The following is a 26,278-nucleotide window of genomic DNA, read 5'->3' on the forward strand; positions in this document are numbered from 1 at the left end:
TGTGATCCTGTCTGTCGGGGCGTGAGGGAAGAGGGAGGGTTAGCCTCGGCGTTTACGGTGGCTCTTGACCCGATGCGGTGGCTGGGGAGCCGTGCAGCTTTCGTAAGAAGAAGGCTGAACGATGTCCTTAGCCTCAGCATAATGGGCAAGGTCGTTGTTCGAATCGTCCAGAGCTTCAATTTCATCATACATAGGCACACGCTGGGCGCAGAACGCCGTGCCGGATTTTAACCCGCCCAGAGACTGCACATCAGCCAGCTGCGTGATGTAGTCATCATGCTTCTTTTGTGCTTGGCGGCCAAAGGTACGATGGAAGTAGGAATCAAGCCGCTTCTCAGAATCTGTCAGGATGGGACGGAAGCGCATGATGAAATGGTTGTAGCGGTCCTGCGTCTGGCAGGAGAGTGCTGTCACCATGAGTTCCGATTTCAGGCCGGCTAGATTGAAGGCCGAGTGGTCTTCTGCGGAGGAATGGCAAGCCGCCGCCCACGAGGCAGGCGCCAAGGCAAAAAAGGTCGCAGTGGCAAGGGCCAGCCCAGTTCTGCAAAAGGACAGGCTGGGAAACAGAAGAGACATATGAAAACTCCCGCTGACAGGTTCACTGCCTATATCATGGACATTTGGGAAAGTCTGCCCTGACACGAGCAATTCTTTGGTGGATATGACTGTGTGTTGATGAAGGAAGCGTTAAGCCTGACAGGCAGAGAAAGAAATATGGAAGACCTCATTCTCATGTCGGTGTTGAAAGCGTATCGTGCACACGGAAATTGGCGGATTGCGGGTAGGGCCCGGAGATGCCTTTTCCATTTGTTTTTAGTTTTCTCTGGAGTGGACTGTGCAGCAGAGCAGGTTTCTAGTGCGGGCCGGGGTTGTGGGAGCAACTCTTCTGGCCCTTGGCGGTTGTGTCGGCCAGCAGTCAAGAGGGCCGAATGGCGTTGAGATTTCTCCCAATCCTTTTGCTAATGAGAAACGGGCTGCTCATTGTGAGGTATCGCCTGTGCAGACGGATGCCGCAACGGGCCGCATGGGTGTGAGCATGACTGTCAGTGCGGGCGATGGCGGCATGTGTCCGTTTTCTATCAGCAAGGGAGGCGGGGGAAGCTATGTTTCCTTCGGTCTGGTCCCGCCTCCTGAAAACGGCAAAGCCTTTCTTTACAACTATAACGGCCGCACCTACGTGGAGTATACGCCCTCTGTGGATTACAAAGGGGCAGACACTTTTACTGTGGAGCTGATTCCTGCTCATGCACAGCCTCGCCGTCAGCTTCAGGTCCATGTTCAGGTTGAGCAGGCTGCTGTTGCAGCGGCACCGGCGGCAGAGCCGGAAAAGAAAGCTACTGCATCCGTTGGAACAAAGACGGCTCACGCTGTCCACCATACGGCATCTCGGGCAGTGCATCATGCTGCTAGAGTACATACATCGGCAGCTCAGACAAAGTAATGGGCTGTAGCCGCATGTAAAAAAACGGGCCAGATGCACTGAAGAGTGCCTGGCCCGTTTTCATTATGGATACCTCATGGCTATGAGGAGCTGGCGAGTAATAAGATCAGGTCAGCCCCCAAAGCGGCAAATGGCAAATTACTGGAGGTCGATTTCTACCCGACGATTCTGGGCTTCAGCTTTGCCAGGACGGGTAGAGACGAGCGGCTTGGAATCACCAAAGCCGTGAACGTCAATCACGCCAGCCGGTACACCATCACGGATCAGCTCAGCTTTAACGGCCTGCGCACGGCGGAGAGACAGAGCCATGTTATAAGCTGCTGCTTTCTTACTGCCTGGGTGAGCAGCAGAGGAATCGGTGTGACCGTTAACCTGTATCCGGGTGAACTGGGCCGATGTAGAGCTGCGAGCGGCTGTTTCAACAATGGCCCGTGCTCGGTCGGACAGGTTGTCCCGGTCCCAGTCGAAGAAAACAAGGTAGGTGCGGACTGGTGTCGGGGCAGGTGCAGAGGAGAAGGTTGGCTTCTGTGCTGGTGGTGGTGGAGCAGGATTGAACTCATACCTCAACCCGAGCATCAGGGAATGGTTGAAGTCCGTCCGGCTTCCCCGTTTGCCGCTAACAGGGCCACTTTCGGGGTTGGCGATATTGTAGGAGGCCGTGGTGTAATGCCTGTGATGGCCCGTAATAGTGTAGAAGCGGTATTCCATCGTTGTGGAAAGGCCAACAACCCAAGGCACTGGCAGAGAAAGCCCGAAGATACCCTGATAGGCAAACCCACCGGCACTGTCGCGTGTCCGCTGCTTGTACCCTTTATCCGCTCCAGTTCCCAGGATGCGGGTATTCGTGAACTGGCTACCATAGCCGATACCAGCCCCGAAGTAGGGGTAGATCCAGTTCTGGCCGATATCCATGTCGAACAGAGCATTGGCCATGCCACCATATTTCTGCTGGTGGCCATGGGCTGTGCTGCTGAAACCGGGGGAATGGAAGCGGGAGAGACGGTTATTGCGGTAGTTGCCTTCCAGCTCCACACGGAAGCCATCACCTAGCCCCCAGCCGATGCTGCCCAGACCGGTTATACCCGTTGCAAAGTCATCACGCCCATGGGCGAAGAGCTTCGTATGGGGGTTAACGGTCTGAGACTGGTTGAAGCTCGCTCCAGCTGCCCCGGCGACATAAAGGCCACGGACAGGCTGCGCCTTCGCCACACCAAACGCCATGGCTGACAGGCAGGCGACAAAGGCGCTGCGGGTCAGCAGTGATGTAATGGAGGTGCGTGCGATCATGTAATTACTCTCCAGCCAGACAGGTGGTTACCCTTTTCACTGAAAGTTGGAACAAACGCAATGGATTGCCCGGAAATACCTGTACCGTTATCGCCTGAATCAGGGACGGATGTGTCCTATGGGTTACAGGTTAATGAAGCCCATACCAAAGTCTGTGGTAGTTTGTCATTTGCTCCAGCAGGGGAGGTGTTCCGACGGGTCAGTCATCACGGCTGAAGCGGCGTGTCGGCATCTCATTTTCCAGCGGATGGGCACTGTCTAGAACATCAACCTCAATGATCCAGAGGTCGGGATCGTAGCGTTTCTGCCGTTCCAAATAGGCAGTTGCTTGCACCATGGCACTTTCTTCGCCGTTATCTTCAAAGGCTTGGCGATGCCATGTTGCGCCTTGTTCCCGTACTACAGCGATTTTTCCGTCTCTGCCATTCAGTACAATAAAAACGCTGCCGGCGTCTTCATCACCTTTATGGGCGAGGACAGCAACTAGACCATTTTGGTTGAGGTGTCGGAGGGTCGCCCGGACCCAGAATCCTGTTTTTAGACCATAAAACATAGGACGGTTTCCTTGAGGAGTGGAGGAACAGCTACGGAGTAGCCGGTGCTGCTGGATGGAGCATGCCACTGTCCGGAAGGGGTAGGATGGCCGTGTGGTAGGCATGAGGCAGGATAAAGAGTGCGAACGTGGCGGATAGATCAGCCGGACCGGGAGGGGCAGGCGGGCAGACCTGCCTTAGGGCAAGGCGTGTCTTTTCTGGGCTATCTGCGTGGATAAGGCGGGATTGATGCAGCGTATCGGCCATAAGGGAATGTCCATCCCGGAGGGCTGATAGCTGTTCCTGTAGGGAGAACTGCCCTTGTGGATTGGTGCAGAGCTGGGGCAGTACGCCAAGCCCTTGCAAGGCCCAGCCTTGAGGGGCTGTAATGTGCGCCCATGTCAGAGAGAGGTGGCCACCATTGGGCATGATGGATGAGATTTGAACCATGCCTTTGCCGAAGGTGCTGCTGCCCGTCACAACAGCCCGCTGCTGGTCGGCGAGTGCTGCGGCCAGAACTTCGGCTGCACTGCCTGTGTCTTGATCGACCAGTAGGGCCAGAGGGGTATTATTAGTCAAATCCCCTCCCTGAATACTCCAGACGTGATTGGCTTCTGCAGCCCGCCCTTCGGTTGTGGCAATCACGCCGTGGTCAAGAAAAAGGGCGGCTGTCATGACAGCTTGTTGCAGGATTCCACCGTGGTTGCCTCGCAGGTCCAATACCAGTCCGGGCAGGGGCGGTGCGGGGAGTGATTTGGGCGAGCTGTTGTTGGGAGGGGTATCTGGCAAAAGGGTGGAAAGATACTGGCTGACTTCCTCCGCCGTGCGGCTGGAGAAATGGGTGACTCGTAATATGGGATAGCGACCTTCCCGTTCAGGGAAAACGCTTTCATCGGCCATGCGCCCACGGGTAAAACTCCGCATGAGGTGGTGACCATCTTGAGTACGGAACTCCAACGTTACAGCACTGCCAGTAGGGCCAGTCAGCATGGACTGAAGGGCCGGGAGAGTCATTTGGCGTGTGCTTTGGTGGTCAAGACCAGTCAGGCTGTCGCCCGGTATGATGCCAGCATCCCATAGGGGACTATTGAGATTGAGTGCCGCAACAACAGGAAAATGCGCCCGTGTCCGGCGGAGGGTCAAACCAACACTTGCGGGAGGTTCGGGTGGTGTTTGGTCATGTGTGATTGTGTCGGACCGGCTGGGCGGTGGTGGGGGGGATTGGTAACGGGAATAGGGGTCTAGTCTGGCTAGCATCCCATTTAAGAAGCGGTTCAGGAGGGTTTCATCACTCATGAGCTGGAACTGGGGAACATCCCTGCGCAAAAGAGCAATGAGCTGGAGACTTAGATGGCTCCAGCCAGCCACGTCGTCTTTATCAGGTGTACGGGTGGAGAGTAGCAGGTGATGGTCGTAGAGCAGGCTCACACGGGCCGGGCTGAATATAGTCCCCGGTTGGACTGTAAACGTGAAACTGGCTGACGGAACTTGCCCGTGGCCTGGTGCTTTCAAGGACTGGGGGATTTCCAACAAAGCTTGCATTCCCCAGAGGCACAGTTCCTGTGGGGTGTGTGGTGCCAGCGTCCGGGGCAGCATGAATGTGAGAGCTGTGGATAATGTCAGCTCTGCCTGCCGGTCCTCATCGGTAAAGTCCGGGAGTGCCGGGGGGACGGGAGCGGCTGTGCTGGTGGGGGCGGTAGGATTGGACGGCGGTGCGGGACTGGTTGCTGTTGTTAAGTGAGCTGCTTTTGCGGGCAGAGTCCCGGCCTGAGACAGGGACACGGCATTAGACGGGCTGACAAAATGATGGAGTAGCTGGTGCCAGAACGGATGGGCCTGCACAGGCTGTGCCGTAGCAGGGCCGGACATCAGCATCCCAGAAAGGGTGACCCCGGTAAGGGTTGTGCGGATGGAACGCAAGGGGCGAACTGGCATCATGGATGCGATGGACCGGACTAATGAAGAAAAGGGAGGATGAAAAAACCGGTACGCTGCCATGCTGTTTCTTTCAGAGGCAGGACCGGGCAGGGTTAAATATACCCGTTACGGACTGGAGACGCATCGTTGCAGAAGAACGCCCCCAGCCCATTATGCCGCATTGTAGGAAGAAGGGAAGTCAGAAAGGAAGGTCATCCTCGCTGATATTTTTTTGTGGAGTATCCTTCTTGCGGGTAGTGCGTTTTGAAGTCGTGGCACTACTGGCCGTTTTCGTAGCAGCACTTTTCTTCTTCGTAGCGCTGGACGCTTTGGTCTTTGTAGTGGTTGCCTTTTTTGTGGTGCTCTTGGAAGTCGCATCCTTCTTGGTGGCAGTCTTTTTAGCCGCTGTCTTTTTCGTGGCTGTCTTGCGCCCCCCCTTCAGAGGTTTACCCTTTTCTTCCAGCAGGGTGAGGGCCTCTTCCAGCGTCACGTCATCCATCGAGTCTCCCTTAGGGAGGGTTGCGATGATCTGCCCGTGTTGAACATAGGGGCCAAAGCGGCCCTTACGCACCATGACCGCCTCGCCATCCTTGGGATGCGCTCCGAGCGTGCGGATGGAGGCGAGCTTTTTGGCCAGAGCGTCAACCGCCCGGTTCAGCCCTATAGTCAGGACATCATCATCTTTACTGAGCGCACCATAGATGCTGCCCATCTTGACGAAAGGTCCAAAACGGCCAAGGCCCGCGGTAATCATTTCGCCCGTTTCCGGGTGGGGGCCGACCTCACGAGGAAGTGAGAGCAGGCCAATAGCCTCCTTTAGGGTCAGCTCTTCTCCATTTCGGTCTTTGGGAATGGTGGCCCGTTTCGGTTTGGCCTTCTTATCCTCCGGGTCTGGCTCGCCACGCTGGACATACAGCCCGTAAGGCCCACGCCGGAGGGTGATGTCCTCACCCGTGGCAGGGTCATGGCCCAATAGGCGCATCCCATCGGGCAGGGCGGTTTCTTCACCATTATCGACCGTTAGAGGGCGGGTGACTCGACATTCCGGATAGTTGGAACAGCCAAGGAATGCACCATGCCGCCCCAGTTTGAGGCCCAGCCGTCCATCAGTGCAGGAGGGGCAGCTGCGTGGATCGCTGCCATCCGGACGGGTAGGGAAGAAGTGGTTGCCGAGGTCTTGATCCAGTGCATCAATAACATCGGAAATTTTCAGGTCTTTTGTTTTGGCGACCGTAGCGGAGAAGTCGTGCCAGAAGGCGGACATGACATCATGCCAATCAGCCCGTCCGTCTGAAATGTCATCCAGCTGTGTTTCTAGTGAAGCAGTGAATCCTGTATCCACATAACGCTGGAAGAAGGAGGTTAGGAAGGCCGTTACCAGCCGCCCCCGATCCTCCGGGACGAAGCGGCGGGCATCAAGACGCACATAATTGCGGTCCCGCAGAACGCTGAGAATGGAGGCATAGGTGGAGGGACGCCCAATGCCGATTTCCTCCATCTTTTTAACCAGCGATGCTTCAGAATAACGGGGAGGCGGCTGGGTGAAATGCTGCTCGGCCTCTACGGTCTTTGTGCCCAGCTGGTCGCCTTCTTTCATGCTTGGGAGGAGGCGGTTCTGGTCGTCATCGCCGCCTTTCTCTTTATCGTCATGGCCTTCGATATAGAGCTTCAGGAAGCCATCAAAAGCGATGATGGAACCGGTAGCCCGTAGAAGAGTTTGTTCTTTTCCATCGCCAATGGTGATGGCTGTCTGGTCCAGTTCGGCGGACTGCATCTGGGAGGCTACAGCGCGTTTCCAGATCAGCTCATAAAGCCGTTTTTGATCGGCTGTGAGGACGGAAGCTACCGCCGCAGGCGTGCGGGCAACATCGGTCGGGCGGATGGCCTCGTGGGCTTCCTGCGCATTCTTGGCTTTTGTGGCGTAGGAACGAGGCTTATCCGGGCAGTAGTCCTTACCGAAGGCGGAGCCGATGTGAGAGCGGATGGCCTGCACGGCCTCCGAGGCCATCGTGACGCCATCGGTACGCATATAGGTGATGAGACCGACCGTTTCGCCATTTAGGTCCACACCTTCATAAAGCTGCTGGGCCGTCCGCATGGTGGTCTGGGCGCTCATGCCCAGCTTGCGGGAGGCCTCCTGCTGGAGGGTGGAGGTGGTGAAGGGCGGAGCCGGGTTACGGCGTGTCCGCTTCCGTTCGATTTTTCGCACGCTGAGGGCGGAGGAACGGACCAGATCACGGGCTTTATGGGCTGTTTCTTCGTTGGGTAGAGCGAACTGGTCGAGCTTCTTGCCCTCTAGATGCGTCAGCTTTGCCGTGAAGTCTGCCTTGTCAGGAGTCGTGAAGAGGCCTTCCACGCTCCAATATTCTTTGGGCTTGAAGACCTCAATCTCCGCCTCCCGCTCGCAGATCAGGCGCAGGGCGACAGACTGGACACGTCCTGCACTGCGGCTTCCCGGTAACTTACGCCAGAGGACGGGGGATAGGGTGAAGCCCACCAGATAATCCAGCGCACGGCGTGCTAGATAGGCGTCAATGAGAGGTTGGTCGAGCGTACGAGGGGCCTTCATCGCTGTGGCGATGGCATTTTTGGTAATCTCGTTGAAGGTAACCCGCTCGACCTCAATATTTTTGAGGAGCTTCTTTTCCTCTAGGGCGCTGCGAACGTGCCACGAAATCGCCTCGCCCTCTCTATCCGGGTCGGTGGCGAGGATCAGTTTGCTAGCACCCTTGAGGGCCTTGGCAATGGTGGCGATCTGTTTGGAGCCACGCTCATCAGTTTGCCACGACATGGCAAAGTTCTCATCTGGGCGGACGCTGCCATCCTTGGGGGGAAGGTCCCGTACATGACCAAAAGAGGCGATGACGGTGTAATCGCTGCCGAGATAACGGTTGATGGTCTTTGCCTTGGCAGGGCTTTCTACAACCACAACATTCTTCACTGCCATGAGTTTTTCCCGGTCTCTGGTGTCCTGACGATAGGCTGCCTATGGCTGATGCCCGCTAGTGGAGACGTGTGATCTGTCCATCTTCATGCCGTTGGACAGCCCCGTTAATCTCCAGTTCGATGAGTATTGCCGCAACTTCTGAGATGGACAACTGACAGCGTGATGCAATCTCGTCAACAGTGGAGGGGGTATGCGCCAGCAGGGAGAGGATATTTTTTTCGTCTGATGTCCAGACATTTCCCCCCGTTGCAGAGGTGTTTTGCTGGGTAGGCATGGCTGATATGGCGGGGTTTGATTCTGTCTTTCGCTGGATGGAATCGTCCATGGAGGCAAAAAGCGATGACTGGCGTGGAGGTGGTCTTTCCCAAGGTGCCAGCCCATGGTCTGGCAGGGGGGCATCGTCTAATGCTGCGAGAATGTCCTCAAATTGTTCGACCAGTATGGCCTGATTTTGTTTCAATAGGTCATTCCCGCCGCTGGAACGTGGGTCTCCGGGAAAGCCGGGTATAGCAAAAAGGAGTCGCCGGAAACTAAGTGCGAGTCGAGCCGTGATGAGCGTGCCGGAGCGTCTGGCTGCCTCGACAAGCAGGCAACCACGGGAGAGACCGGCAATAAGGTGGTTACGGCGTGGAAAATGTCGGGCATTAGCAGGCATACCGGGTGGATATTCTGTAATCAGACATCCTTGCTGAGCGATGTCTGCCTGCAACCGGGCATGTTCGGGTGGGTAGGTGACATCCAGCCCACCGGGTAGGGCTGCGATAGTCCGACCAAAAGGAAGGGCACTACGATGGGCGGCACCATCAATCCCACGGGCAAGGCCAGACACGATAGTGAGACCGGCTTCTGCCAGACCGGAGGCAAAATCCTCGGTTAGTTTTAGAGCGGGGCTGGAGGCCTTACGGGCACCGACAATGGCAAGGGATGGTGATGATAGCAGCTTTGTCCTGCCCTGAGCAAAGAGCAGTACGGGGGCATTGGGTAAACCAGCCAGCAAACCCGGATAATCGGTATCCGAGCGCAATAGATGGCAGGCCCCTTGCCGCTCTAGTCGGGCGATTTCATCTTCTATTTGTGAGAGAGAGGGTATGGCGGGGACTGGGCGGCCAGAGAGGCGGGCACGGGCAGGCAAAGCTGCAATGGCCTGTTCTGCCGCTCCGTAAAGGCCCATCAGACGGCTGAATGTGGCACTGCCGATGCCTTTTGTGCGGGCCAGCCGCAAGCGGGCAAGACGTTCCGCTGTTGTCAGGCTGGCTTCTTGTGACGCAGCAGGATCATTTCTGCCCGACACGAGGTTCCGTTCCGCTACAAAGGCGGGCGATATTGCCGTAGTGGCGCAGAAGAATCAGTAGGGTGATTAGAGCTGCAGCAATAGGCCGTGCGGACATGATGGGCGCAAGAGAGAACGCCACCATCAGGAAAGGTGCTGCTAAAAACGCCAGCAACGCCCCAACAGAGGAAATTTTGCTAAGGCGTACCCCTGCTAGCCAGAGGATCGTGCAGAGCAGCCCGACCGGCCAGCACATGCCCCAGAAGACACCGATTCCCGTGGCGACACCCTTGCCACCTCGGAAACCTAGCCAAATAGGGAAGCAATGACCCAATACGACTGCACACCCTGCTACGGAGAGGCAGAGTGCCGTATTATGCGGCGAGAGTGCCTCTGCCAGCAGGACAGCGAGCAGCCCTTTGAAGGCATCTAGGAAAAGAGTAGCAGCAGCGAGGCCCTTACGTCCCGTCCGCAGCACATTGGTAGCCCCGATATTGCCGGAACCAATGCGCCTGATATCGCCTTGTCCACTCATTGCCGTGAGTAGGAGGCCAAACGGGATGCTCCCCAGAAGATATGCCACAAGGGCGATGACGGGCAGACTGGGGGGCATGAGGGTCCAGGTCAGGATACCACTCATGAAGAGAGACCTTCAGCGGTGAAGACTTCCCTGCCGTGATGGAAGGTCCGCAAGATACGGCCTTTGAGCGTTTGACCATCAAAGGGAGTGTTCTGCGCCCGACCGGGCAGATCGCCCGCTGTAACTGTCCATTCTTCTTCAGGATTGAAGAGGCAGAGGTCAGCCGCCGCACCGATGGCGAGCGTGCCGGCTTCCAGTCCTAGTAGACGGGCCGGGGCCACAGTGAGCAGACGCAAGGCATCCAGTAAGGGTAGGCCTGCCCGCAGTGTTACTCCCAGCAGGGTAACAAGACCGGTCCCGCCAGCACGGGCTTGTGCGAAGGGGAGACGTTTGTCATCCGCATCGGCGGGGCTGTGGTCGGAGGCGATGGCATCAATGGTACCATCGGCTAGACCGGCCAGCACAGCCTGTCGGTCCGCTTCCAGACGCAAAGGCGGGGAGAGTTTGGCATAGGTACGGAAGTCACCAATATCCGCTTCCGTCATAGCAAAGTAGGGTGGTGCCGTGTCGCAGGTGACACGGATTCCCCGTTTCTTAGCTTCGGCAATTAGACCAAGAGCTTCGCCAGTGGAGACATGCCCGAAATGGATGCGTGCCCCGGTCAGTTCGGCTAGGCGGAGGTCACGGGCGACCATCATGGCCTCAGCACAGGCGGGAATCTGTGGCAGCCCCATCTTTACAGCCTGCGGGCTAGCTGTTGCACAGCCCCCTTTGGCGAGGGATGGGTCTTCCGGATGCAGGATGATAACTGTGTCCAAAAAGCCAGAATAAGCCAGCAGGTTACGCATCTGCTTGGTATCGGCAATGGCACGAGCTCCATCGGTGAAGCCAACCGCTCCGGCTTTTTTCAGTAGTCCGATTTCAGCCATTTCCACGCCGGCACAGCCTTTTGTCAGCGCACCGTAAGGGTGGATAGAGACAAGACCTGTCTCCTCACCACGGCGGCGGATGTAATGGACAAGTGCTGGATTATCGATGGCTGGGTCAGTATCAGGAAGCAGAGCTAGGGAGGTAATTCCCCCCGCTACGGCAGCCTGAATGCCGGAATCAATGCTTTCCCGATATTCAGCCCCCGGTTCGCCAAAACTGGCTCGCATATCCACAAGGCCAGGGCAGAGGACTGCCCCCTTGCCATCCACAATACGGGCGGCCTTGGGGGCCTCCTTGGGGTCGATTGCGGCAATGCGGCCGTTTTCAACCAGCAGGCTTCCCTTGCCATCCCGCCCGGAGGCAGGGTCGATCAGTCGGACATTCTCAAAAAGGATACTGCTCATGCGGGATTCTTCATGCGGGAGAGACGGTCAAGCACGGCCATACGGACGGCTACGCCCATTTCGACCTGTTCGGAGATGACGCTCTGAGGCGAATCGGCAACAGCGGAAGCAATTTCCACACCTCGGTTCATCGGGCCGGGATGCATCACCAACGCCCCCGGTTTGGCTAATGCAAGGCGGCGGCGGTCTAGCCCGAAGAGGGAGAAATATTCCCGTGCGCTAGGAACAAGTCCGCTGCCCATGCGTTCCCGCTGGACACGGAGACACATGGCGACATCCGCATCTTTCAGGGCATCGTCAATGTTGTGGTGCAGGGTGACGCCGTTCAGCGTGCCGAGAGCACCGGGGAGCAGGGTAGGAGGGCCTGCTAGATGAATGTCATTGCCCATGGCCCGCAGAAGGTGAATATCCGACCGGGCCACACGGCTATGGGCGATATCCCCGCATATGGCGATTTTCAAACCGCTAAGGCGGCCGAAGTGCCGCCGGATGGTCAGGCCATCTAGCAGGGCCTGTGTGGGGTGTTCGTGCATTCCATCGCCAGCATTGACGACACTGGCCTCAACTTTCTGCGAGAGCAGGGCCGGTGCACCACTCTGGGCATGGCGAACCACCAGTAGGTCACAATGCATGGCATTGAGGGTGGAGGCCGTGTCCAGCAGGGTTTCCCCTTTGTTGACCGAGCTTGTGGCAACAGTCATGTTCACCACATCGGCACCCAGCCGCTTAGCGGCCAGCTCGAAGCTGGTGCGTGTGCGTGTACTGTCTTCAAAGAAGAGATTGATGACGGTGCGGCCCTGTAGCACGTCCCGCGGTGCATTGCGGGAGCGGCTGAGCAGGGCGTAGCTTTCGGCGAGGTCCAGAAAAGGAGTGATGTCCTTTTCTGTCATACCCTCAATGCCGAGAAGGTGGGGGATGTGGTGTGTGAGGCTCATGCGGGCAGGACACTCCGGATGCGAGCAAGAACTTCATCCCGGCCTAGTGCGGCAAGGGTGAGGTCGATTCCAGGCGATGTTGTGGTGCCTGTCATGGCAGCACGGAGCGGCTGGGCAACAGCCCCCAGCTTTAGCTCATGCTCGGCAGCGAAAGCCCGCAGGGTGCTGTCGATTCCTTCAGCCGTGAAAGGTTCCAACGCGGCGAGTTTTTCTTCCAACCCGGCCAGAACCTTCTTTCCATCTTCGCCAAGATGCTTTTCAGCCTTAGGGGTGAAGCTCAATGGCAGGCGCAGGCCAGCAAAAGAGGCGTTTTCGGCGAGTTCTACGACTGTTTTGGCTCGTTCTTTTAGCCCCGGCATGAGGGCAAGAACACGGGCCCGGACCGTCTCGTCATGGTTCAGATCGTCACGCTGTTCCAGACGCTGCATAACCAGAGCGGTCAGCCGCTCATCATCGGCACGGCGCATCCAAATGCCGTTGAGGTGGCCGAGCTTGACGTAGTCCATCCGGGAGGGGGAGCGGCCAATGCCATCTATGTCGAAGAGTTTGATCTGTTCTTCACGGTCCAGCACTTCCGCATCGCCATGCCCCCAACCGAGGCGCAGCAGATAGTTGCAGAGGGCTTCCGGCAGGATGCCTTCCTCGCGGAAATCGACAACAGACTGGGCACCATGACGCTTGGAGAGCTTGGCCCCATCCGGCCCATGAATGAGAGGTAGGTGGGCGAATTCTGGCAGGTCCCAGCCCATGGCACGGTAGATCATCGCCTGGCGGAACGTGTTCGTTAGATGGTCATCGCCTCGCATGACATGCGTGATGCCCATATCGTGGTCGTCCACCACCACGGCAAGCAGATAGGTCGGGGTGCCATCGGAACGGAGCAGGATGAGGTCATCCATTTCCGCATTAGCGACACGGACTTCCCCCTGTACGAGGTCCTTGATGATGGTTTCACCATCTTTTGGAGCCTTAAGGCGGATGGCATAAGGTACGCCTTCCGGTGCTTCAGAAGGGTCACGATCACGCCATGTGCCGTCATAGCGGGGTGGGCGTTTTTCGGCACGGGCCTTTTCACGCATGGCGGCCAGCTCTTCGGGCGTGCAATAGCAGCGATAGGCCATGCCCTTTTCCATAAGTTGGGCAACGATCTCTGCATGACGCTCCTGCCGGGTCGCCTGAAAGACGGGTTCGCCGTCCCAGTCCAGCCCCATCCATTTCAGACCGTCAAAGATGACGTCTACGGCATGTTGGGTAGAACGTTCTCGGTCCGTATCCTCAATGCGCAGGACAAATTCTCCCCCGTGATGACGGGCGAAGAGATAGTTGAACAGGGCAGCACGGGCGTTGCCGATATGGAGCAGGCCGGTGGGCGAGGGGGCAAAACGGGTACGGATCTTCATGAGAAGGCCTTATAACATGCCGGGATGGGTCGGGCTATCCACTTCAATGTGTCACCATGGGCTTTATCACAGGCGGTGGCATTTATGGAATGGAGGGTAACGGTAGCAATGCAGGGAGCAGAGGATGGGGACTGGCATAGTCGGGATGGTCGCTGGGGGGCTGGCCCGGCAGGGGAGCCGCCTGACCTGTTGGCTACCTGTTGGCGTTGCTCTGGGCATTGTGGGGTATTTTTCCTTCCCGGCTGAACCTTCCTGGGGATTCTGCCTGATGATGGGTATTCTGGCCCTCGTGGGGGTGTTGCTGCTGGTCTGGAGCCGCCGGATGGTGGCCGTGACGGAATGGGTCGCAAGCTGGCAGATTCTGGCTCGTTGTCTGGGGGGTGTTTTTCTGTCGGTCGGGCTAGGGTTTCTGCTGGCCTATGGGCAGGCCATCCGTCAGCCTCCCATGCCACGTTTGCCGATGGAGTCCGTCTGGTTGGAAGGGCGACTGGCCGTGCTGGAACCGCTTTCAGGCCGGCGTGAGGGGCAGAGACCTGGCTGGCATATCGGAGTGGATAGCGCCGTTTTTGACTCCCCTTGGTATGAAGGTATGCTCCCTTTGTCACGGCGTGTGAGTGTTACGTTTTTACCCAAAAAGGGGCAGGAGGAGAGCCTGACAGGTCTGGCGATTGGGCAGTCTGTGAGGCTACGAGCACTTCTACGTTCGCCTGCTCCGCCGCTTTGGCCGGGAGGGTATGACGGGCAGAGGGCTGCTTGGTTTTCGGGGCGTGCTGGGGCGGGTCTGGCCCTCTCTTTCCCACAGCCTGTGACGCTCCCGCAGAAAAGAGGTTTTGTTGCTCGTTGGGGTGGAGAGTTGGCGCATCTACGCCAAAGAGTCGGCCAGCTTATTGAGGCCACGCTACCCGGGCAGGAAGGGGCTGTAGCAAAGGCCGTGTTATGTGGGGAAACCGGTAGCCTTTCTGCAGAGACGAGGCAGAGCTACGCAGCATCTGGTCTGGCGCATCTTCTGGCTGTGGCGGGGTTGCATTTAGGGTGTGTCATGGGGCTGGTTTTTACTGTGGCCAGACGCTGCATGAGCCTGTCTCAGCGTTTGTCTTCCTATTGGCCCTGCAGAGAGGTCGCCATGATGGTCTCCTTTGTTGCCGGGGCAGGCTATGTCGCACTGACAGGCCTGCATGTACCGGGGGTACGGGCGTTAGGTATGGCCGGGTTGGCTGTGTTGGCCTTGCTGTTGGGAAGACGGGCTGTCTCCATGCGGGGGCTTGCACTCATTTGTCTGGCATTGGAGGGCACGTCACCTTGTCTGGTATTGGATGTATCTTTTCAGATGTCTTTTGCGGCTGTGATGGCCCTAGTTGCTGGGTATGAGGCGTGGCGTGGCTGGTTGCTCTGGCTGGGCGGCCATAATGGGCAGAAGTCTCCGGCCTTGTGGCGGCGAGTAGCTGTTCTGGTGGCAACATTGGGTATGACATCCCTGTTAGCTGGCCTTGCGACCCTGCCCCTCAGCATGGCGTATTTTGGGGCTTTTCAGCCGTGGTTTGTCATAGCGAATCTGCTAGCGGTGCCGTTGATGGGTGTGTGGGTGATGCCCTCTGGCATGGTAGCTTTGCTGTTGATGCCTCTTGGTTTGTCTTCTGTTCCGTTGCGGGTAATGGGGCGAGGCATACGGTTTATCGGCTGGCTGGCGTGCCGTGTGGCATCTGCGCCGTTGGCTTCATGGCCGGTGCCATCTTTCCCGGTGTGGAGTGTGGTTCTGTTCATGTTGGGGCTGGCAGTACTGTGCTTGTGGCAGGGCCGGTGCCGTTTGGTCGGTGTTGGTGCGATGGCGGCGGCACTGGTGGCGGTTTGGCTGATTGACCGGCCTGTGATGCTTCTTGTGGAGCCAGGGCCTGTTCTGGCTGTCCGGCAAGCGGGGGAGATGCGTGTGTTGGAAGGGCGACCCAGTTCTGGGCTTGTTGTGCAGGAGATGCAGCGTGCCTTCGGCTGGAGAGCGCAGAATATCGGCATGCCGGATTGTACGGCAGGTGTGTGTCATCTCCGTTTACGGGGAGATCGGATCATTCTGTGGCGGGGTGTGACGGGGCCGGATGAGGTTGCGGAGGTGTCATGCAAGGAGGTCGTGTTGGAGGTCCGTTTGGGAGAGCAGCATCCGCTCTGTCCCTCCGTCCGGCAGCTTGGAGCGGCTGATAGGCGGCGTGAGGGCAGTTGGGCTGTTTATGATACAGGTACTGATGATGTTCGGCTTGTATCGGACAGGATGGCGCAGGGAGACCGCCTTTGGTCCGATGCGGAGCGGCTTCAGCAGGTTGCGCCTTTTCCGTTAGCACCAGCGGAGTGATTGGCTGTCAGGCTCCGCATAAGGTGCGAATCAGCGATGGGGCGATGCGACTGAGGCGTTGCTCCAGCGTGGCGGAGAGGCGGCGATAATGGCTCGCGCCGGGGAGTGTGGGGTCCTCCCACGGTTTGGCTCCTTCGGGAAATTGAATGATACAGCGTTTTAGCCGTTCGCGTTCTCGGTTTTTCTTCCAGTGTTCTGGTAAATGGAGGCAGAGATTTTCCGTCAGTTTACCGGTTAGGAAGTTCCAGCGTTCTGGCAGAAGATGGACATGGTCGTGAAAGACTTGATTGAGGATGTCCGTTCCTGGGCAGAGATAGGGGCGTGTGGCGAGGGTAAAACAGCGGTTGATTTGTGAAGGTGAGATGAACCGGGGGCGGAGCACCATCATGCTGCTGTTAAAATAGTCTTCCGGCCGAGACAGAGACAGATGGCGGCGGGTATAGGCGGGCAGGGGGAGGTCGGGCAGACCAGCGGCGGGGGCATCGCCCAACAAGGTGTGAATAGGCACATTATGCTGGCGGAGAATCTGGGCCACGGGGTCCGCCACAGCACCGATTCCTGCTTGCTGAGGAAAGCGGTTTAGAAGTGGGGCTAGAGACCCAGTAACAAGCAACGCATTGTCCAACCAGAGAACATGGGCCGTATCCCGGAAGAGGACAGGAAGGTAGCAGCGGTAGAAGCATTCGTTGCGCCATCGCTGATGGGTATGTAGGCGGAGGGCTGCGGCCTTTTGCCCGACATCATGAAAAGTCAGATGACTATGAGTCGTTTGAAACAGCTCATTGATGATAAGCTGGAGAGCCGGGGCAACATTTGTATGAAGAATGTGGAAGTCGAGCTTCGTATGAGGGTTGTGAGCCATGACAGACTGGATGGCACAGAGCGTGGCCCAAAGGTCTCTACCGTTTGTTCCAAAAACGATGGCCGTCTCTTCCAGTGAAGGCGATTTCATGGTTTATCTCATGGATTGATCATATTTTAGTCTTAAAATGGTCTTTTATAGAGTTTTATTTTAAAATAAAGGCCTTCATGTTGCGTTTGGCCTTGGGGTCACCGTTTGGGCGGTATCTTGTTCTTGTCTTTGAAGAGACACCATTCCGTAACGGGGCAACGCCAACATTCCGGTGTGCGGGCCTTGCAGACATAACGGCCATGAAGGATAAGCCAGTGATGGGCTGGGCGGAGCATCTCTTTGGGGATGCGGCGGACCAGCTCATCCTCCACGGCTCGGACGGTTTTGCCCGGGGCAAGGCCTGTACGATTGCCGAGGCGGAAGATATGGGTATCCACCGCCATGGTTGGCTGGTCGAAGGCGATGTTGAGGACGACATTAGCCGTTTTCCGACCTACGCCGGGCAAGGCTTCCAACGCTTCACGGTTATCGGGTACCTGACCGTTGTGTTTTTCCAGCAGTTGCTGGCAGAGCAAGGCCACGTTATGGGCTTTGGACCGCCAAAGCCCTATGGTGCGGATATGTTGGGCGATGCCATCCTCACCTAATGCGGCCATGCTGGCGGGATCGGGGGCTTCTTCATAAAGGGCACGGGTGGCCTTGTTGACGGAAACATCCGTTGCCTGTGCCGAAAGTACAACGCTGACAAGCAGCTCGAACGTGTTGTTATAGATCAGTTCGCTGCGGGCATCAGGGTGCGCTTTGTCCAGCGCATTGAGAAAAGCCCGGACGGCTTTTAGGCTCATGCGGGGCTGGGTTTTTGTCGTGCGTGTGCGGGGTGTGCTGGAAGAAGCCATGAGGAATGGATGGTCCGGCCATTGTGGGAAAATTCTGTCTGTTCCTAAGGGGAGTTGGGTTTTTCTTCAAGCGGCGGGGCAATGAGGTATGTTTGATAGGTCTTGATGGATGGAGGGACAGGCGTGGCAGAAAGTAAGGACGGGCAGCGCAGCATGAAGACGCTCTCTTTTGGAGCAATATTGTCTTTTGTGATGACCCGCTGGGTACGGCATCCGGCCCTGCTGGCATGGACCTTGAGTGGCGTTGCGCTGGCAACGGTAGCAGATATTTGTACACCTTTGCTGGCTGGGCGTCTGGTAGGGGATATTTCCACCTCCTCGGCAGAAAGTGGGCGGGGACATCTGCTGCATGATGCGCTGTTGATGGTGGGCGGCCTATTGGTTCTCGGGCTGGTGGGTGTACTGGGGAGACGCTCTTCTTATTTGGGGATTAGTAAACTCAGCCTCGCTGTCATGCGCCGGGTCTTGGATGATGCTTTTGCCCGTGTGCAGCGTTTTTCGTCAGACTGGCACGCCAACAGTTTCGCAGGTTCTACTGTACGGCGTATCACCCGTGGCATTTGGGCCATTGATACACTGGACGACACATTGCTTCTGCTCATCCTGCCTGAGGTGTTGGTCCTGCTGGGTACAACGCTCGTTTTGCTGGTGCGGGCACCGCTCATGGGGCTGGTGCTGGCGATGATGGTTGGGCTGTTTGCCTGTATCTCCATCTGGCTGGCTCTGCGCTATGTGGCTCCTACGGCCCGGGTCTCCAATGAGTGGGATTCCAAAATGGGGGCCGTGTTGGGTGATGCTGTTACCTGTAATTCCGTTGTGAAGAGTTTTGGTGCTGAGGAGCGGGAAGAGGGGCATCTTCATGCCGTTGCTCGTACATGGGCGGAGAAGACCTATTATAGTTGGTACCGGGGCACGAACAGTGCCAATTTTCAGGCCTCTTACACGTTATTGATGCGTGTAGTGATGATCGGTCTGGCGGTGCTTCTCTGGTGGCGTGGCACGGCTGGGCCGGGCGATGTGGCCTATGTGTTGACGATGATGTTTCTTATTCAGGGCTATTTGCGGGACCTTGGCCAGCAAGTGAGTCAGGTTCAGCGGTCTGTTAATGAGATGGAAGAGCTTGTCGGGCTGTTCTCGACCGAGCCGAGCATTCAGGATGCGCCGGATGCCGCCCCGTTGGTGGTGAAGGCCGGGGCGGTTGATCTATCGGATGTGACTTTCCGCTACCCGTCGCAGGAAAAGCCGATCTATCAGGGGCTTTCTTTAAAGATTGCATCGGGGAGCCGTATAGCGCTCGTGGGGGCCTCTGGGTCTGGTAAGACAACGCTGACACGGCTGCTTCAGCGTCTTTATGATGTGAATGAAGGGAGCATCCTGATTGATGGGCAGGATATTGCTCATGTTACCCAGCAGAGCCTCAGGCGTCAGATTGCCTTGGTCCCGCAGGAGCCTGTGCTATTTCATCGCACCTTGGCGGAGAATATTGCTTATGGGCGGCCTGATGCCTCGCGTGAGGACATTATACAAGCGGCCAAACGCGCCAATGCGGATGGGTTTATCACCCGTCTTGCTGAAGGGTACGATACGCTGGTCGGCGAACGTGGCGTGAAGCTCTCTGGCGGGGAGCGTCAGCGTGTGGCGATTGCTCGGGCTTTTCTGGTCGATGCGCCGATCGTGATTTTTGATGAGGCAACCGCAAGTCTTGATTCCGAGTCAGAAATGCTGGTGCAGGAAGCCATGAGCCGTCTGATGGAAAAGCGCACCGTGCTGGTTGTAGCGCATCGTCTGGCCACTGTGCGAGATTTGGACCGGATTTTGGTCTTCCATCAGGGACAGATTATTGAGGATGGCACGCATGAGAGCCTGATGGCCCTACAGGATGGTACTTATCGGCGGCTTGTGTCGTTGCAGTCTCTTGAGGCCGCCAGTCAGTAGATGATTAGCCGGGTAGGGCACCAGTACCGGATGAAGCGGAATCATCCGGTACTGATGGGGCGTTTAGATGTAATGCTCATCCAGCGGTGGGAAACCGTTGAACCCAGTTGAGCAGTATGTGGAGACATAGGCTCCCGTAGCGAGGATATTGACCCTATCCCCCGTTTTCAGCTCTTCCGGTAGGGGGACGAGATTTTTCTCGTACAGCACATCCATGCTGTCGCAAGTCGGTCCGGCAAGGATGCAGGGGGAGCGACTTGCTGTATTTTCATCATGGGGAGTCTGAAAGGTGTAGCGGATGGATTCACCTTCTGTTTCTGCCAAACCGCCGAACCGTCCGATATCCAGATACACCCAGCGGGGGGTATTGTCCCCGCCGCCCCGTTTGCTGGACAGTACGACCTCAGTATGCACGACGCCTGCGCTGCCAACCATATAACGGCCCGGTTCCAGTAGGATGCGGGGTGCTCCCTCCGGGAAGTGGGTTGTCATGGCGGTGGCGATGGCTTTGCCGAACTGGTCGATACTGGGGATGGGGCTGTTGTAATAGGTTGGAAAGCCCCCGCCCATATTGATGAAGTCCAGCGTGATGCCTTGTTGGCGCAGGCGATGGTAGATTCCGGCAGCTTGAGCGATGGCATCGCCGTAGGCTTCTGTGCTGGTTTGCTGGCTGCCAACATGGAAGGACAGTCCAGCTGGTTTTAGGCCTAGATCACGTGCTTGCTGAAGCAGGGTGAAGGCACTTTCCGGGGTGGTGCCGAACTTGCGGGAAAGGGGCCACTGCGCACCGGTATTGAGAACACCAAGGCGGCAGAAGACTTCACAGCCGGGGGCATGTTCGGCGAGTTTCCGTAGCTCTTCTATGCAGTCGAAGGCGTAGAGAGTCAGGCCCTTCTGATGGGCATAGGCAATAGAGCGTGCTGTCTTGACGGTATGACCGAAAGAGAGCTTCTGCGCCGGGATACCTGCCTTCATGCAGATGTCGATCTCGCCGGGGGAGGCAATGTCGAAGAATGAGCCGAGGTTGTTCAGCTCCTTCAGGATAGCCGGGGCTGGATTGGCTTTAACGGCGTAATGGATCCGGGAAGAAGGAAGGGCATCATGCAGGGCACGATACTGCCCGCGCACGCAGTCTAGGTCTACGACAAGGCAGGGTGTGGCGGGTTTCTGTTCGGTAAGAAAACGGGCGATTTTGGGAGTCATGATACTCACGTCCCCTAAAAGTCTCCCCAATCAGTTAGGGGAGATGTTGCGAAACGGTCGAACGGACCGGCGAGATTCCGCCTGCCCCTTGCTGGCAAGGGGGTACGGGGCCAGAGCGCTTGACGTCGTTGCGTAACCGCATGAGGGCCAGTGGCACGTGCGTTGCTGCGTGGAGTGCGTGACAATGCCCAGATTTTTTTTCAATGCAAGGGGAAACTGGAACAAGGGCACCAGCGCATGACTAATCATAACGAAAAAGTGATATTTGTTCAGGTCTTCGCAAGGCGTGTGTAGGGGATGCTTCCTTCTGTTTTTTCTGGTTTTCTCCTTTCCGTTTGGCCGGTAGCGGGCATATCGACGTTCCTACTTCTCCTCCATAAAGGCGTTCTGGTAACAGAATTGGTCTGCACAAACTGACTTGATGTGTTTTTTGTAGCTGGAGGATACAATGAAGACAGGTTATCAGGGCAGGATGAAACGGCCCCTTCTTGTACGGGTTGGCAAGGCGTTGCGGCCTTGGTTCAACGGGCTGATCGCCAAAGGGTCATTAGTTCCCAATATACCTTTGTTAGATAATAGCCTGTTTCCTTGGGTCGCGGCGTTGGAGAAAGCAGCCCCGCTGATGCAGGAGGAGTTTCGGGCCATTATGGCGGAGCGCAACGCTATTCCGCCTTTGCGAGATCTCTCGCCTGACCATAAGCGCATTGCGCCTGATAGCCGCTGGAAGTCATTTTTCCTATATGGTTACGGCATTCCTGTGCCAGAGAATTGTGCCAGAGCGCCCGTTACGGCACAGCTTGTTGCCGGTATTCCCGGTCTTTGTTCAGCTCTTTTTTCCGTTCTGGAGCCCGGTGGAGAGATTCCACCTCATAAAGGGGTTACCAAAGGGATGCTGAACGCACATCTGGGCTTGGGGGTTCCACGAGATCGTGATAATTGCTGGATCAAGGTCGCAGACCACACGCTGCACTGGGATGATGGTAGGATGTTCGTCTTTGATGATACCTACCAACACACGGTGCAGAATAACACCGATGAGGTGCGTGGTATACTGTTCATCCAGTTTGAGCGACCTACTCGTGGCCTGGGGCGGTTGATGCAGCGTCTCTTCCTTGGTGGGGTGAAGAAATCTGCCTTCGTCAAGGATGCCCAGAACAATATTGAACGTTGGAACCGTATTCAGGCTGAACTGGAAAAAGTGTGATGATGGAGCCGTGGCCTGATGTCACGGCGTGACAGGGAGAGGAAAAGCGCACCCCGTGCCCGACAAGACAGCGATGCCATTGGAGCCTCCACCACCACCCAAAGGCCTTATAGCCACATTCCGGCAGGTCATCAGTAACAGCGGGGACAGTCAGACGTCTCTCAGTGCGGCAGGGTGTGCCTTCTTTGCGACGCTCTCACTATTTCCCGCTTTAACAGCCTTGATCTCCGTTTACGGGCTTGCCTTTGACGTGCAGACGGCTGAAGAGCAGCTGAGAGTTATCAAGCACATTCTTCCGCCTGCCGCTTATGACCTGATATTCGACAGGGTACATGCTCTGGTTACTCAGCCGCAGTCTTCTCTGACCTTGGGGCTGGTGTTTTCTTTGCTCGTGGCACTTTGGTCAGTGACGGCAAGTAGCAAATCTATCTTGTCCGCTCTGAATATCGTGTATCACGCTAAAGAAACCCGTGGGTTCCTGCATTTTCAAGCTCTGGCCTTTGGGACGACCCTTATGGCTGTGATTGGAGCTTGTCTCACATTAGCGTTGATGGTGGCAGCTCCAGCTATTGTGGACTATCTGCCGCGTTATCTAGGTTATGTGGGCGTGACGATGGATAGTTTCCCTCCATCGCTGCATTTTTTGGTGGAACAGGGCACGCCTGTGCTTGTGCGCTGGCTGGCTCCGGCCATCATGCTCTTTTTTGTCTTCATGGCCTTGATCGTGTTGTACCGTATCGCACCATGCCGGGACCGCATGACGTCTTGGCGTTGGATATTACCCGGTGCTTTTCTGGCGACCTTGCTTTGGGTGGGCGTTTCTATCGGCTTTTCATGGTATGTGTCGCACTTTGCCAGTTATGGCACCACCTATGGTCCACTAGGGGCTGTGGCTGCCGTCATGATGTGGCTATTCGTCAGTGCTTATGTGGTGTTGTTCGGTGCCGTGCTGAATGCTGAGCTGGAAGAGCGGGGCTACCGGCGGACAGTCCGTAAGGAAATGGGTGTTCCTGTCAAAGGAACGGATCATTGAAGCATAGGGCTGTCATCTAAGTGGGCTATCTTGCGCCACCCTCTCAGCCCGACGTGCTTCTTCCTGGAGAATGTCGTGCATATTGGTAGGGTGGCGGAAGCGGGAATGATGGCGGGGTAGCACTGTCACGGTAATGTGGCTGACACCGTGATTTCTGATCCCAAGGCTAACCGCTGCCCCTTCTGAAAGATCGAGAATCCTGTCGTTATCGACAGGGCCACGGTCATTGACTCGCACAATGACGGAACGGCCCGTGAGAGGGGAATGAATCAGCAGTTTTGTTCCCATAGGCAGCGATGGATGGGCTGCTGTTAGAGCGCTGGGCTTGAAACGCTCCCCGCTGGCAGTCCGCTTTCCTGCCAGCTTTTTACCCCCATACCAGCTGGCTAGCCCGCTCTCGGTAACGGGTTGTGAGGCTGCGTCTGCATCATTTGCCATGGCTTCTTTACGAGGGATGGTTGAGGCCCTCGCAGGCAGGAAGCTCATAAAAATAGCTAGCAAAGCAAGGGTAGATAGATGCTTTAGAAAGGGGACTGCGGCAGGAGGATGTCCGTTTCTCCGGGGGGTAGAAACAGAGTCCATGGAAGCAGAGAAAGGGAGATATACCTTCATGTTACCCACGGCAGTAGTGTTAATGATTCCGGTAAGTGTGTCACAACTTGGATAGATGGGCCACCATAAGGCTTTAAGCTGATGGTAAAGCATTGGATAATGGACGATGATTGTAGCATCCGACTGTACAAGAAGTGACTTTACCTGATGAAGATGAAGATGCTATCAGCCGTCCGGATGAAGCGACCTCTTATTGTTGTCCTGAACGGACCGAACCTGAATATGCTGGGGCTGCGGCAGCCTGATATCTACGGCGAAGCGACACTGGATGATGTGGAGCAGCTGTGCCTTCAAGCTGCGGAGCGGCTCGATGTGACGATTGATTTCCGCCAGACCAATGGCGAGGGGGAGCTTGTGTCGTGGGTGCAGGAGTGTCGGGGCCGTGCAAGCGGTATCGTCATCAACCCTGCGGCTTATGGGCACACATCAATTGCTCTGCTTGATGCGCTGCTGGCTGTTGAGCTGCCGGTGATTGAGGTGCATATGTCTAACATTCATCGCCGGGAAGCATTTCGTCATCATACGTATGTTTCACAGGCAGCCCGTGGGGTGATCTGTGGTTTGGGGATACGCGGTTATGCCCATGCCCTTCAGGCGGTGGCAGATATGATTGAGGATGAAGGATGAGCCGTATGCTCGTGGACAAGGAGGCCATTCGGGCACTGGCCGATATCCTGACGGATACAGGCCTGACCGAAATTGAAGTTTCCGAAGGCGACAGCCGCCTTCGTGTTGCCCGTAATGTGACCGTACAGGCTGCGGCTGCGCCCGTGGCTTCTGCTCCGGCTGCGGCTCCTGCTCCGGTGGCGGATGAAGCTGTGGCTCCGGCAGACTTGTCCTCTCATCCCGGTGCTGTTCCTAGCCCGATGGTGGGTGTGGCTTATCTGACACCGGACCCGTCCTCTCCGCCGTTCGTGCAGGAAGGGGGACAGGTGGCTGCAGGGCAGACTATCATGCTCATTGAGGCCATGAAGACCTTTAACCAGATCAAGGCACCTCGTGCAGGCAAGCTGGTGCGTTATTGCGTGGCCTCAGGCGACCCGGTCGAGTTTGGGGCAGTATTGGCGATCATCGAGTAATGTTTTCCAAAATCCTGATAGCCAACCGTGGCGAAATTGCCCTACGGGTGCTACGTGCCTGCCGTGAGATGGGCATCAAGACGGTGGCCGTCCATTCTACGGCGGATGCCGATGCCATGCATGTGCGTCTGGCAGATGAGGCCGTATGTATCGGGCCGCCTAGCTCTCGTGATTCCTATCTGAATGTTGCGGCCATTCTGTCTGCTGCAACTATAACTGGGGCGGAAGCTATCCATCCCGGTTATGGGTTCCTCTCGGAAAATGCAGAATTCGCCGAGACGGTGGAAGAACACGGCATCGCCTTCATCGGCCCGACCGCCGAGCATATCCGCATGATGGGTGACAAGATCACCGCCAAAACCACCATGGAGGCCCTTGGCGTTCCACTGGTGCCCGGCTCTGACGGTGCTCTGCGGAGTCTTGATGAAGCCCGTGAAGTTGCAGCGAAGGTGGGGTACCCTGTGCTCATCAAGGCTGCTGCTGGTGGCGGTGGTCGTGGGATGAAAGTGGCCCAGACCGCTGATGAGCTGGAAGAAGCTTGGAGCGTAGCCCGAACAGAAGCCCGTGCCGCTTTTGGCAATGACGAGGTCTATCTGGAGAAGTATCTCGATAAGCCCCGCCATATCGAGCTTCAGATTATGGGCGATATGCATGGCAATGTCGTGCATTTTGGGGAGCGTGACTGCTCTCTCCAGCGTCGTCACCAGAAATTGCTGGAAGAGGCCGGGTCTCCCGTCATCACGCCAGAGCAGCGGAATGAGATCGGCAAGACGGTAACAGATGCCCTTTCACGCATGGGGTATCGCAACGCCGGTACGCTCGAGTTCCTATATCAGGATGGGCAGTTCTGCTTCATCGAGATGAATACCCGCCTTCAGGTGGAACATCCGGTGACGGAAATGGTCTGCGATGTGGACCTCGTCCGGGAGCAGATCCTTGTGGCGGCTGGTGAAAAATTGAGCTACCGGCAGGAAGATATCGTGATGTCAGGTCACGCCATCGAGTGCCGCATCAATGCTGAGGACCCGGAGACATTCGCTCCTAACCCCGGTCAGATTAAGGTGTTTCATGCGCCCGGCGGTCTGGGTGTTCGTATGGATAGTGCCTTGTTTGCTGGCTACAAGGTCCCTCCTTATTACGACAGCATGATTGCCAAGCTCATTGTCCATGCTCCTACACGGGCACAGGCTATTACCCGTATGCAGCGTGCTTTAACGGAATGCGTGGTAGAGGGCGTGAAAACGGTTATTCCTCTGCACCAAAAGATTTTGGCAGACCCAGAGTTCCAGAAGGGTGAATACACCATTCATTGGCTGGAGAATTTCGTAGCCAAATTGCAGGCTGATAAAGCCTGACGAGGTTGCGGGTTATACCGTAAAAAGGGGCCGCTTCTGCTTGCCGGAAGTGGCCCCTTTTTTATGGTTGGTCATGAATCACGCTGCATTGGCAACGTGTAATTCTTGCAGCATTTGTATTCTCTT

General features: G+C 56.6%; 22 protein-coding genes. 8 read left to right on the top strand and 14 right to left on the bottom strand.

Features of this window, described 5'->3' with window-relative positions; genetic code table 11:
• Window positions 1-39: 39 nt before the first annotated feature.
• A complete protein-coding gene (locus AL01_RS05320; RefSeq protein ID WP_077396437.1) occupies window positions 40-576 on the bottom strand; it encodes a hypothetical protein in 537 nt (178 codons plus the stop codon).
• 259 nt (window positions 577-835) lie between these two features.
• On the opposite strand from AL01_RS05320, the gene AL01_RS05325 reads away from it, so the two are divergent.
• Window positions 836-1,441: a hypothetical protein gene (locus AL01_RS05325; RefSeq protein ID WP_143280704.1), complete on the top strand. Its 606-nt coding sequence runs from the start codon at window positions 836-838 to the stop codon at window positions 1,439-1,441.
• Window positions 1,442-1,579: 138 nt separating this feature from the next.
• On the opposite strand, the gene AL01_RS05330 is transcribed toward AL01_RS05325, so the two are convergent.
• From AL01_RS05330 to gltX, 9 genes are all read right to left on the bottom strand, one after another.
• On the bottom strand, window positions 1,580-2,728 hold the full coding sequence (locus AL01_RS05330) for an OmpA family protein (protein ID WP_077396438.1): 1,149 nt from the start codon (window positions 2,726-2,728) through the stop codon (window positions 1,580-1,582).
• Between the two features lie 199 nt (window positions 2,729-2,927).
• Window positions 2,928-3,281 carry a DUF1491 family protein gene (locus AL01_RS05335; protein ID WP_077396439.1) on the bottom strand — a complete coding sequence of 118 codons (354 nt, stop codon included), beginning with the start codon at window positions 3,279-3,281 and terminating at the stop codon, window positions 2,928-2,930.
• 31 nt (window positions 3,282-3,312) lie between these two features.
• Entirely contained in the window at window positions 3,313-5,199 is a 1,887-nt protein-coding gene (locus AL01_RS05340) for a S41 family peptidase (protein ID WP_158075940.1), read from the bottom strand.
• A gap of 178 nt (window positions 5,200-5,377) precedes the next feature.
• Window positions 5,378-8,119, bottom strand: a complete 2,742-nt coding sequence (topA, locus tag AL01_RS05345) for a type I DNA topoisomerase (RefSeq protein ID WP_077396640.1) — start codon at window positions 8,117-8,119, stop codon at window positions 5,378-5,380.
• A gap of 61 nt (window positions 8,120-8,180) precedes the next feature.
• Entirely contained in the window at window positions 8,181-9,416 is a 1,236-nt protein-coding gene (gene dprA / locus AL01_RS05350; protein ID WP_077396441.1) for a DNA-processing protein DprA, read from the bottom strand.
• Complete coding sequence (gene plsY / locus AL01_RS05355) at window positions 9,400-10,035, bottom strand: glycerol-3-phosphate 1-O-acyltransferase PlsY (RefSeq protein WP_077396442.1); 636 nt, start codon at window positions 10,033-10,035, stop codon at window positions 9,400-9,402. The genes dprA and plsY overlap by 17 nt, the downstream gene beginning before the upstream one ends.
• Window positions 10,032-11,309 (bottom strand): dihydroorotase, encoded by a 1,278-nt coding sequence (locus tag AL01_RS05360; RefSeq protein WP_077396443.1) that lies wholly within the window; start codon window positions 11,307-11,309, stop codon window positions 10,032-10,034. Before AL01_RS05360 ends, plsY begins: the two co-directional genes overlap by 4 nt.
• Window positions 11,306-12,244: an aspartate carbamoyltransferase catalytic subunit gene (locus tag AL01_RS05365; RefSeq protein WP_077396444.1), complete on the bottom strand. Its 939-nt coding sequence runs from the start codon at window positions 12,242-12,244 to the stop codon at window positions 11,306-11,308. The genes AL01_RS05360 and AL01_RS05365 overlap by 4 nt, the downstream gene beginning before the upstream one ends.
• A complete protein-coding gene (gene gltX, locus AL01_RS05370; protein ID WP_077396445.1) occupies window positions 12,241-13,644 on the bottom strand; it encodes a glutamate--tRNA ligase in 1,404 nt (467 codons plus the stop codon). The genes AL01_RS05365 and gltX overlap by 4 nt, the downstream gene beginning before the upstream one ends.
• Window positions 13,645-13,768: 124 nt before the next feature.
• Between gltX and AL01_RS05375 the strand changes: the two genes are divergently transcribed.
• Window positions 13,769-15,982, top strand: a complete 2,214-nt coding sequence (locus AL01_RS05375; protein ID WP_077396446.1) for a ComEC/Rec2 family competence protein — start codon at window positions 13,769-13,771, stop codon at window positions 15,980-15,982.
• Window positions 15,983-15,989: 7 nt separating this feature from the next.
• Here AL01_RS05375 and AL01_RS05380 read toward each other — a convergent pair whose 3' ends face one another.
• On the bottom strand, window positions 15,990-16,934 hold the full coding sequence (locus AL01_RS05380) for a glycosyltransferase family 8 protein (RefSeq protein ID WP_077396447.1): 945 nt from the start codon (window positions 16,932-16,934) through the stop codon (window positions 15,990-15,992).
• A 98-nt stretch (window positions 16,935-17,032) separates the two neighbouring features.
• Complete coding sequence (gene nth / locus AL01_RS05385) at window positions 17,033-17,731, bottom strand: endonuclease III (RefSeq protein ID WP_408735439.1); 699 nt, start codon at window positions 17,729-17,731, stop codon at window positions 17,033-17,035.
• Between the two features lie 105 nt (window positions 17,732-17,836).
• On the opposite strand from nth, the gene AL01_RS05390 reads away from it, so the two are divergent.
• Complete coding sequence (locus AL01_RS05390) at window positions 17,837-19,666, top strand: ABC transporter ATP-binding protein (RefSeq protein ID WP_077396448.1); 1,830 nt, start codon at window positions 17,837-17,839, stop codon at window positions 19,664-19,666.
• A 63-nt stretch (window positions 19,667-19,729) separates the two neighbouring features.
• Here the strand turns inward: AL01_RS05390 and AL01_RS05395 are convergent, their stop codons facing one another.
• Window positions 19,730-20,869, bottom strand: coding sequence for a type III PLP-dependent enzyme (locus AL01_RS05395; RefSeq protein WP_077396449.1), 1,140 nt, complete (start codon window positions 20,867-20,869; stop codon window positions 19,730-19,732).
• 472 nt (window positions 20,870-21,341) lie between these two features.
• Between AL01_RS05395 and AL01_RS05400 the strand changes: the two genes are divergently transcribed.
• Together AL01_RS05400 and AL01_RS05405 are read left to right on the top strand one after the other, a co-directional pair.
• Window positions 21,342-22,073 (top strand): aspartyl/asparaginyl beta-hydroxylase domain-containing protein, encoded by a 732-nt coding sequence (locus AL01_RS05400; RefSeq protein WP_241502716.1) that lies wholly within the window; start codon window positions 21,342-21,344, stop codon window positions 22,071-22,073.
• A gap of 55 nt (window positions 22,074-22,128) precedes the next feature.
• A complete protein-coding gene (locus AL01_RS05405) occupies window positions 22,129-23,106 on the top strand; it encodes a YihY/virulence factor BrkB family protein (RefSeq protein WP_241502717.1) in 978 nt (325 codons plus the stop codon).
• Between the two features lie 12 nt (window positions 23,107-23,118).
• Here AL01_RS05405 and AL01_RS05410 read toward each other — a convergent pair whose 3' ends face one another.
• Window positions 23,119-23,544 (bottom strand): septal ring lytic transglycosylase RlpA family protein, encoded by a 426-nt coding sequence (locus tag AL01_RS05410; RefSeq protein WP_241502718.1) that lies wholly within the window; start codon window positions 23,542-23,544, stop codon window positions 23,119-23,121.
• Between the two features lie 351 nt (window positions 23,545-23,895).
• On the opposite strand from AL01_RS05410, the gene aroQ reads away from it, so the two are divergent.
• Genes aroQ through accC form a run of 3 tightly spaced genes read left to right on the top strand, consistent with a single transcriptional unit; the run spans window position 23,896 to window position 26,152 of the window.
• Complete coding sequence (aroQ, locus tag AL01_RS05415; protein ID WP_077396643.1) at window positions 23,896-24,345, top strand: type II 3-dehydroquinate dehydratase; 450 nt, start codon at window positions 23,896-23,898, stop codon at window positions 24,343-24,345.
• Entirely contained in the window at window positions 24,342-24,797 is a 456-nt protein-coding gene (locus tag AL01_RS05420; protein WP_077396452.1) for an acetyl-CoA carboxylase biotin carboxyl carrier protein, read from the top strand. Before aroQ ends, AL01_RS05420 begins: the two co-directional genes overlap by 4 nt.
• Complete coding sequence (gene accC, locus AL01_RS05425; protein ID WP_077396453.1) at window positions 24,797-26,152, top strand: acetyl-CoA carboxylase biotin carboxylase subunit; 1,356 nt, start codon at window positions 24,797-24,799, stop codon at window positions 26,150-26,152. Before AL01_RS05420 ends, accC begins: the two co-directional genes overlap by 1 nt.
• Window positions 26,153-26,278 lie beyond the last annotated feature (126 nt).

It is taken from the genome of Bombella intestini (assembly GCF_002003665.1).
GTDB classification, from domain to species: Bacteria; Pseudomonadota; Alphaproteobacteria; order Acetobacterales; family Acetobacteraceae; genus Bombella; species Bombella intestini.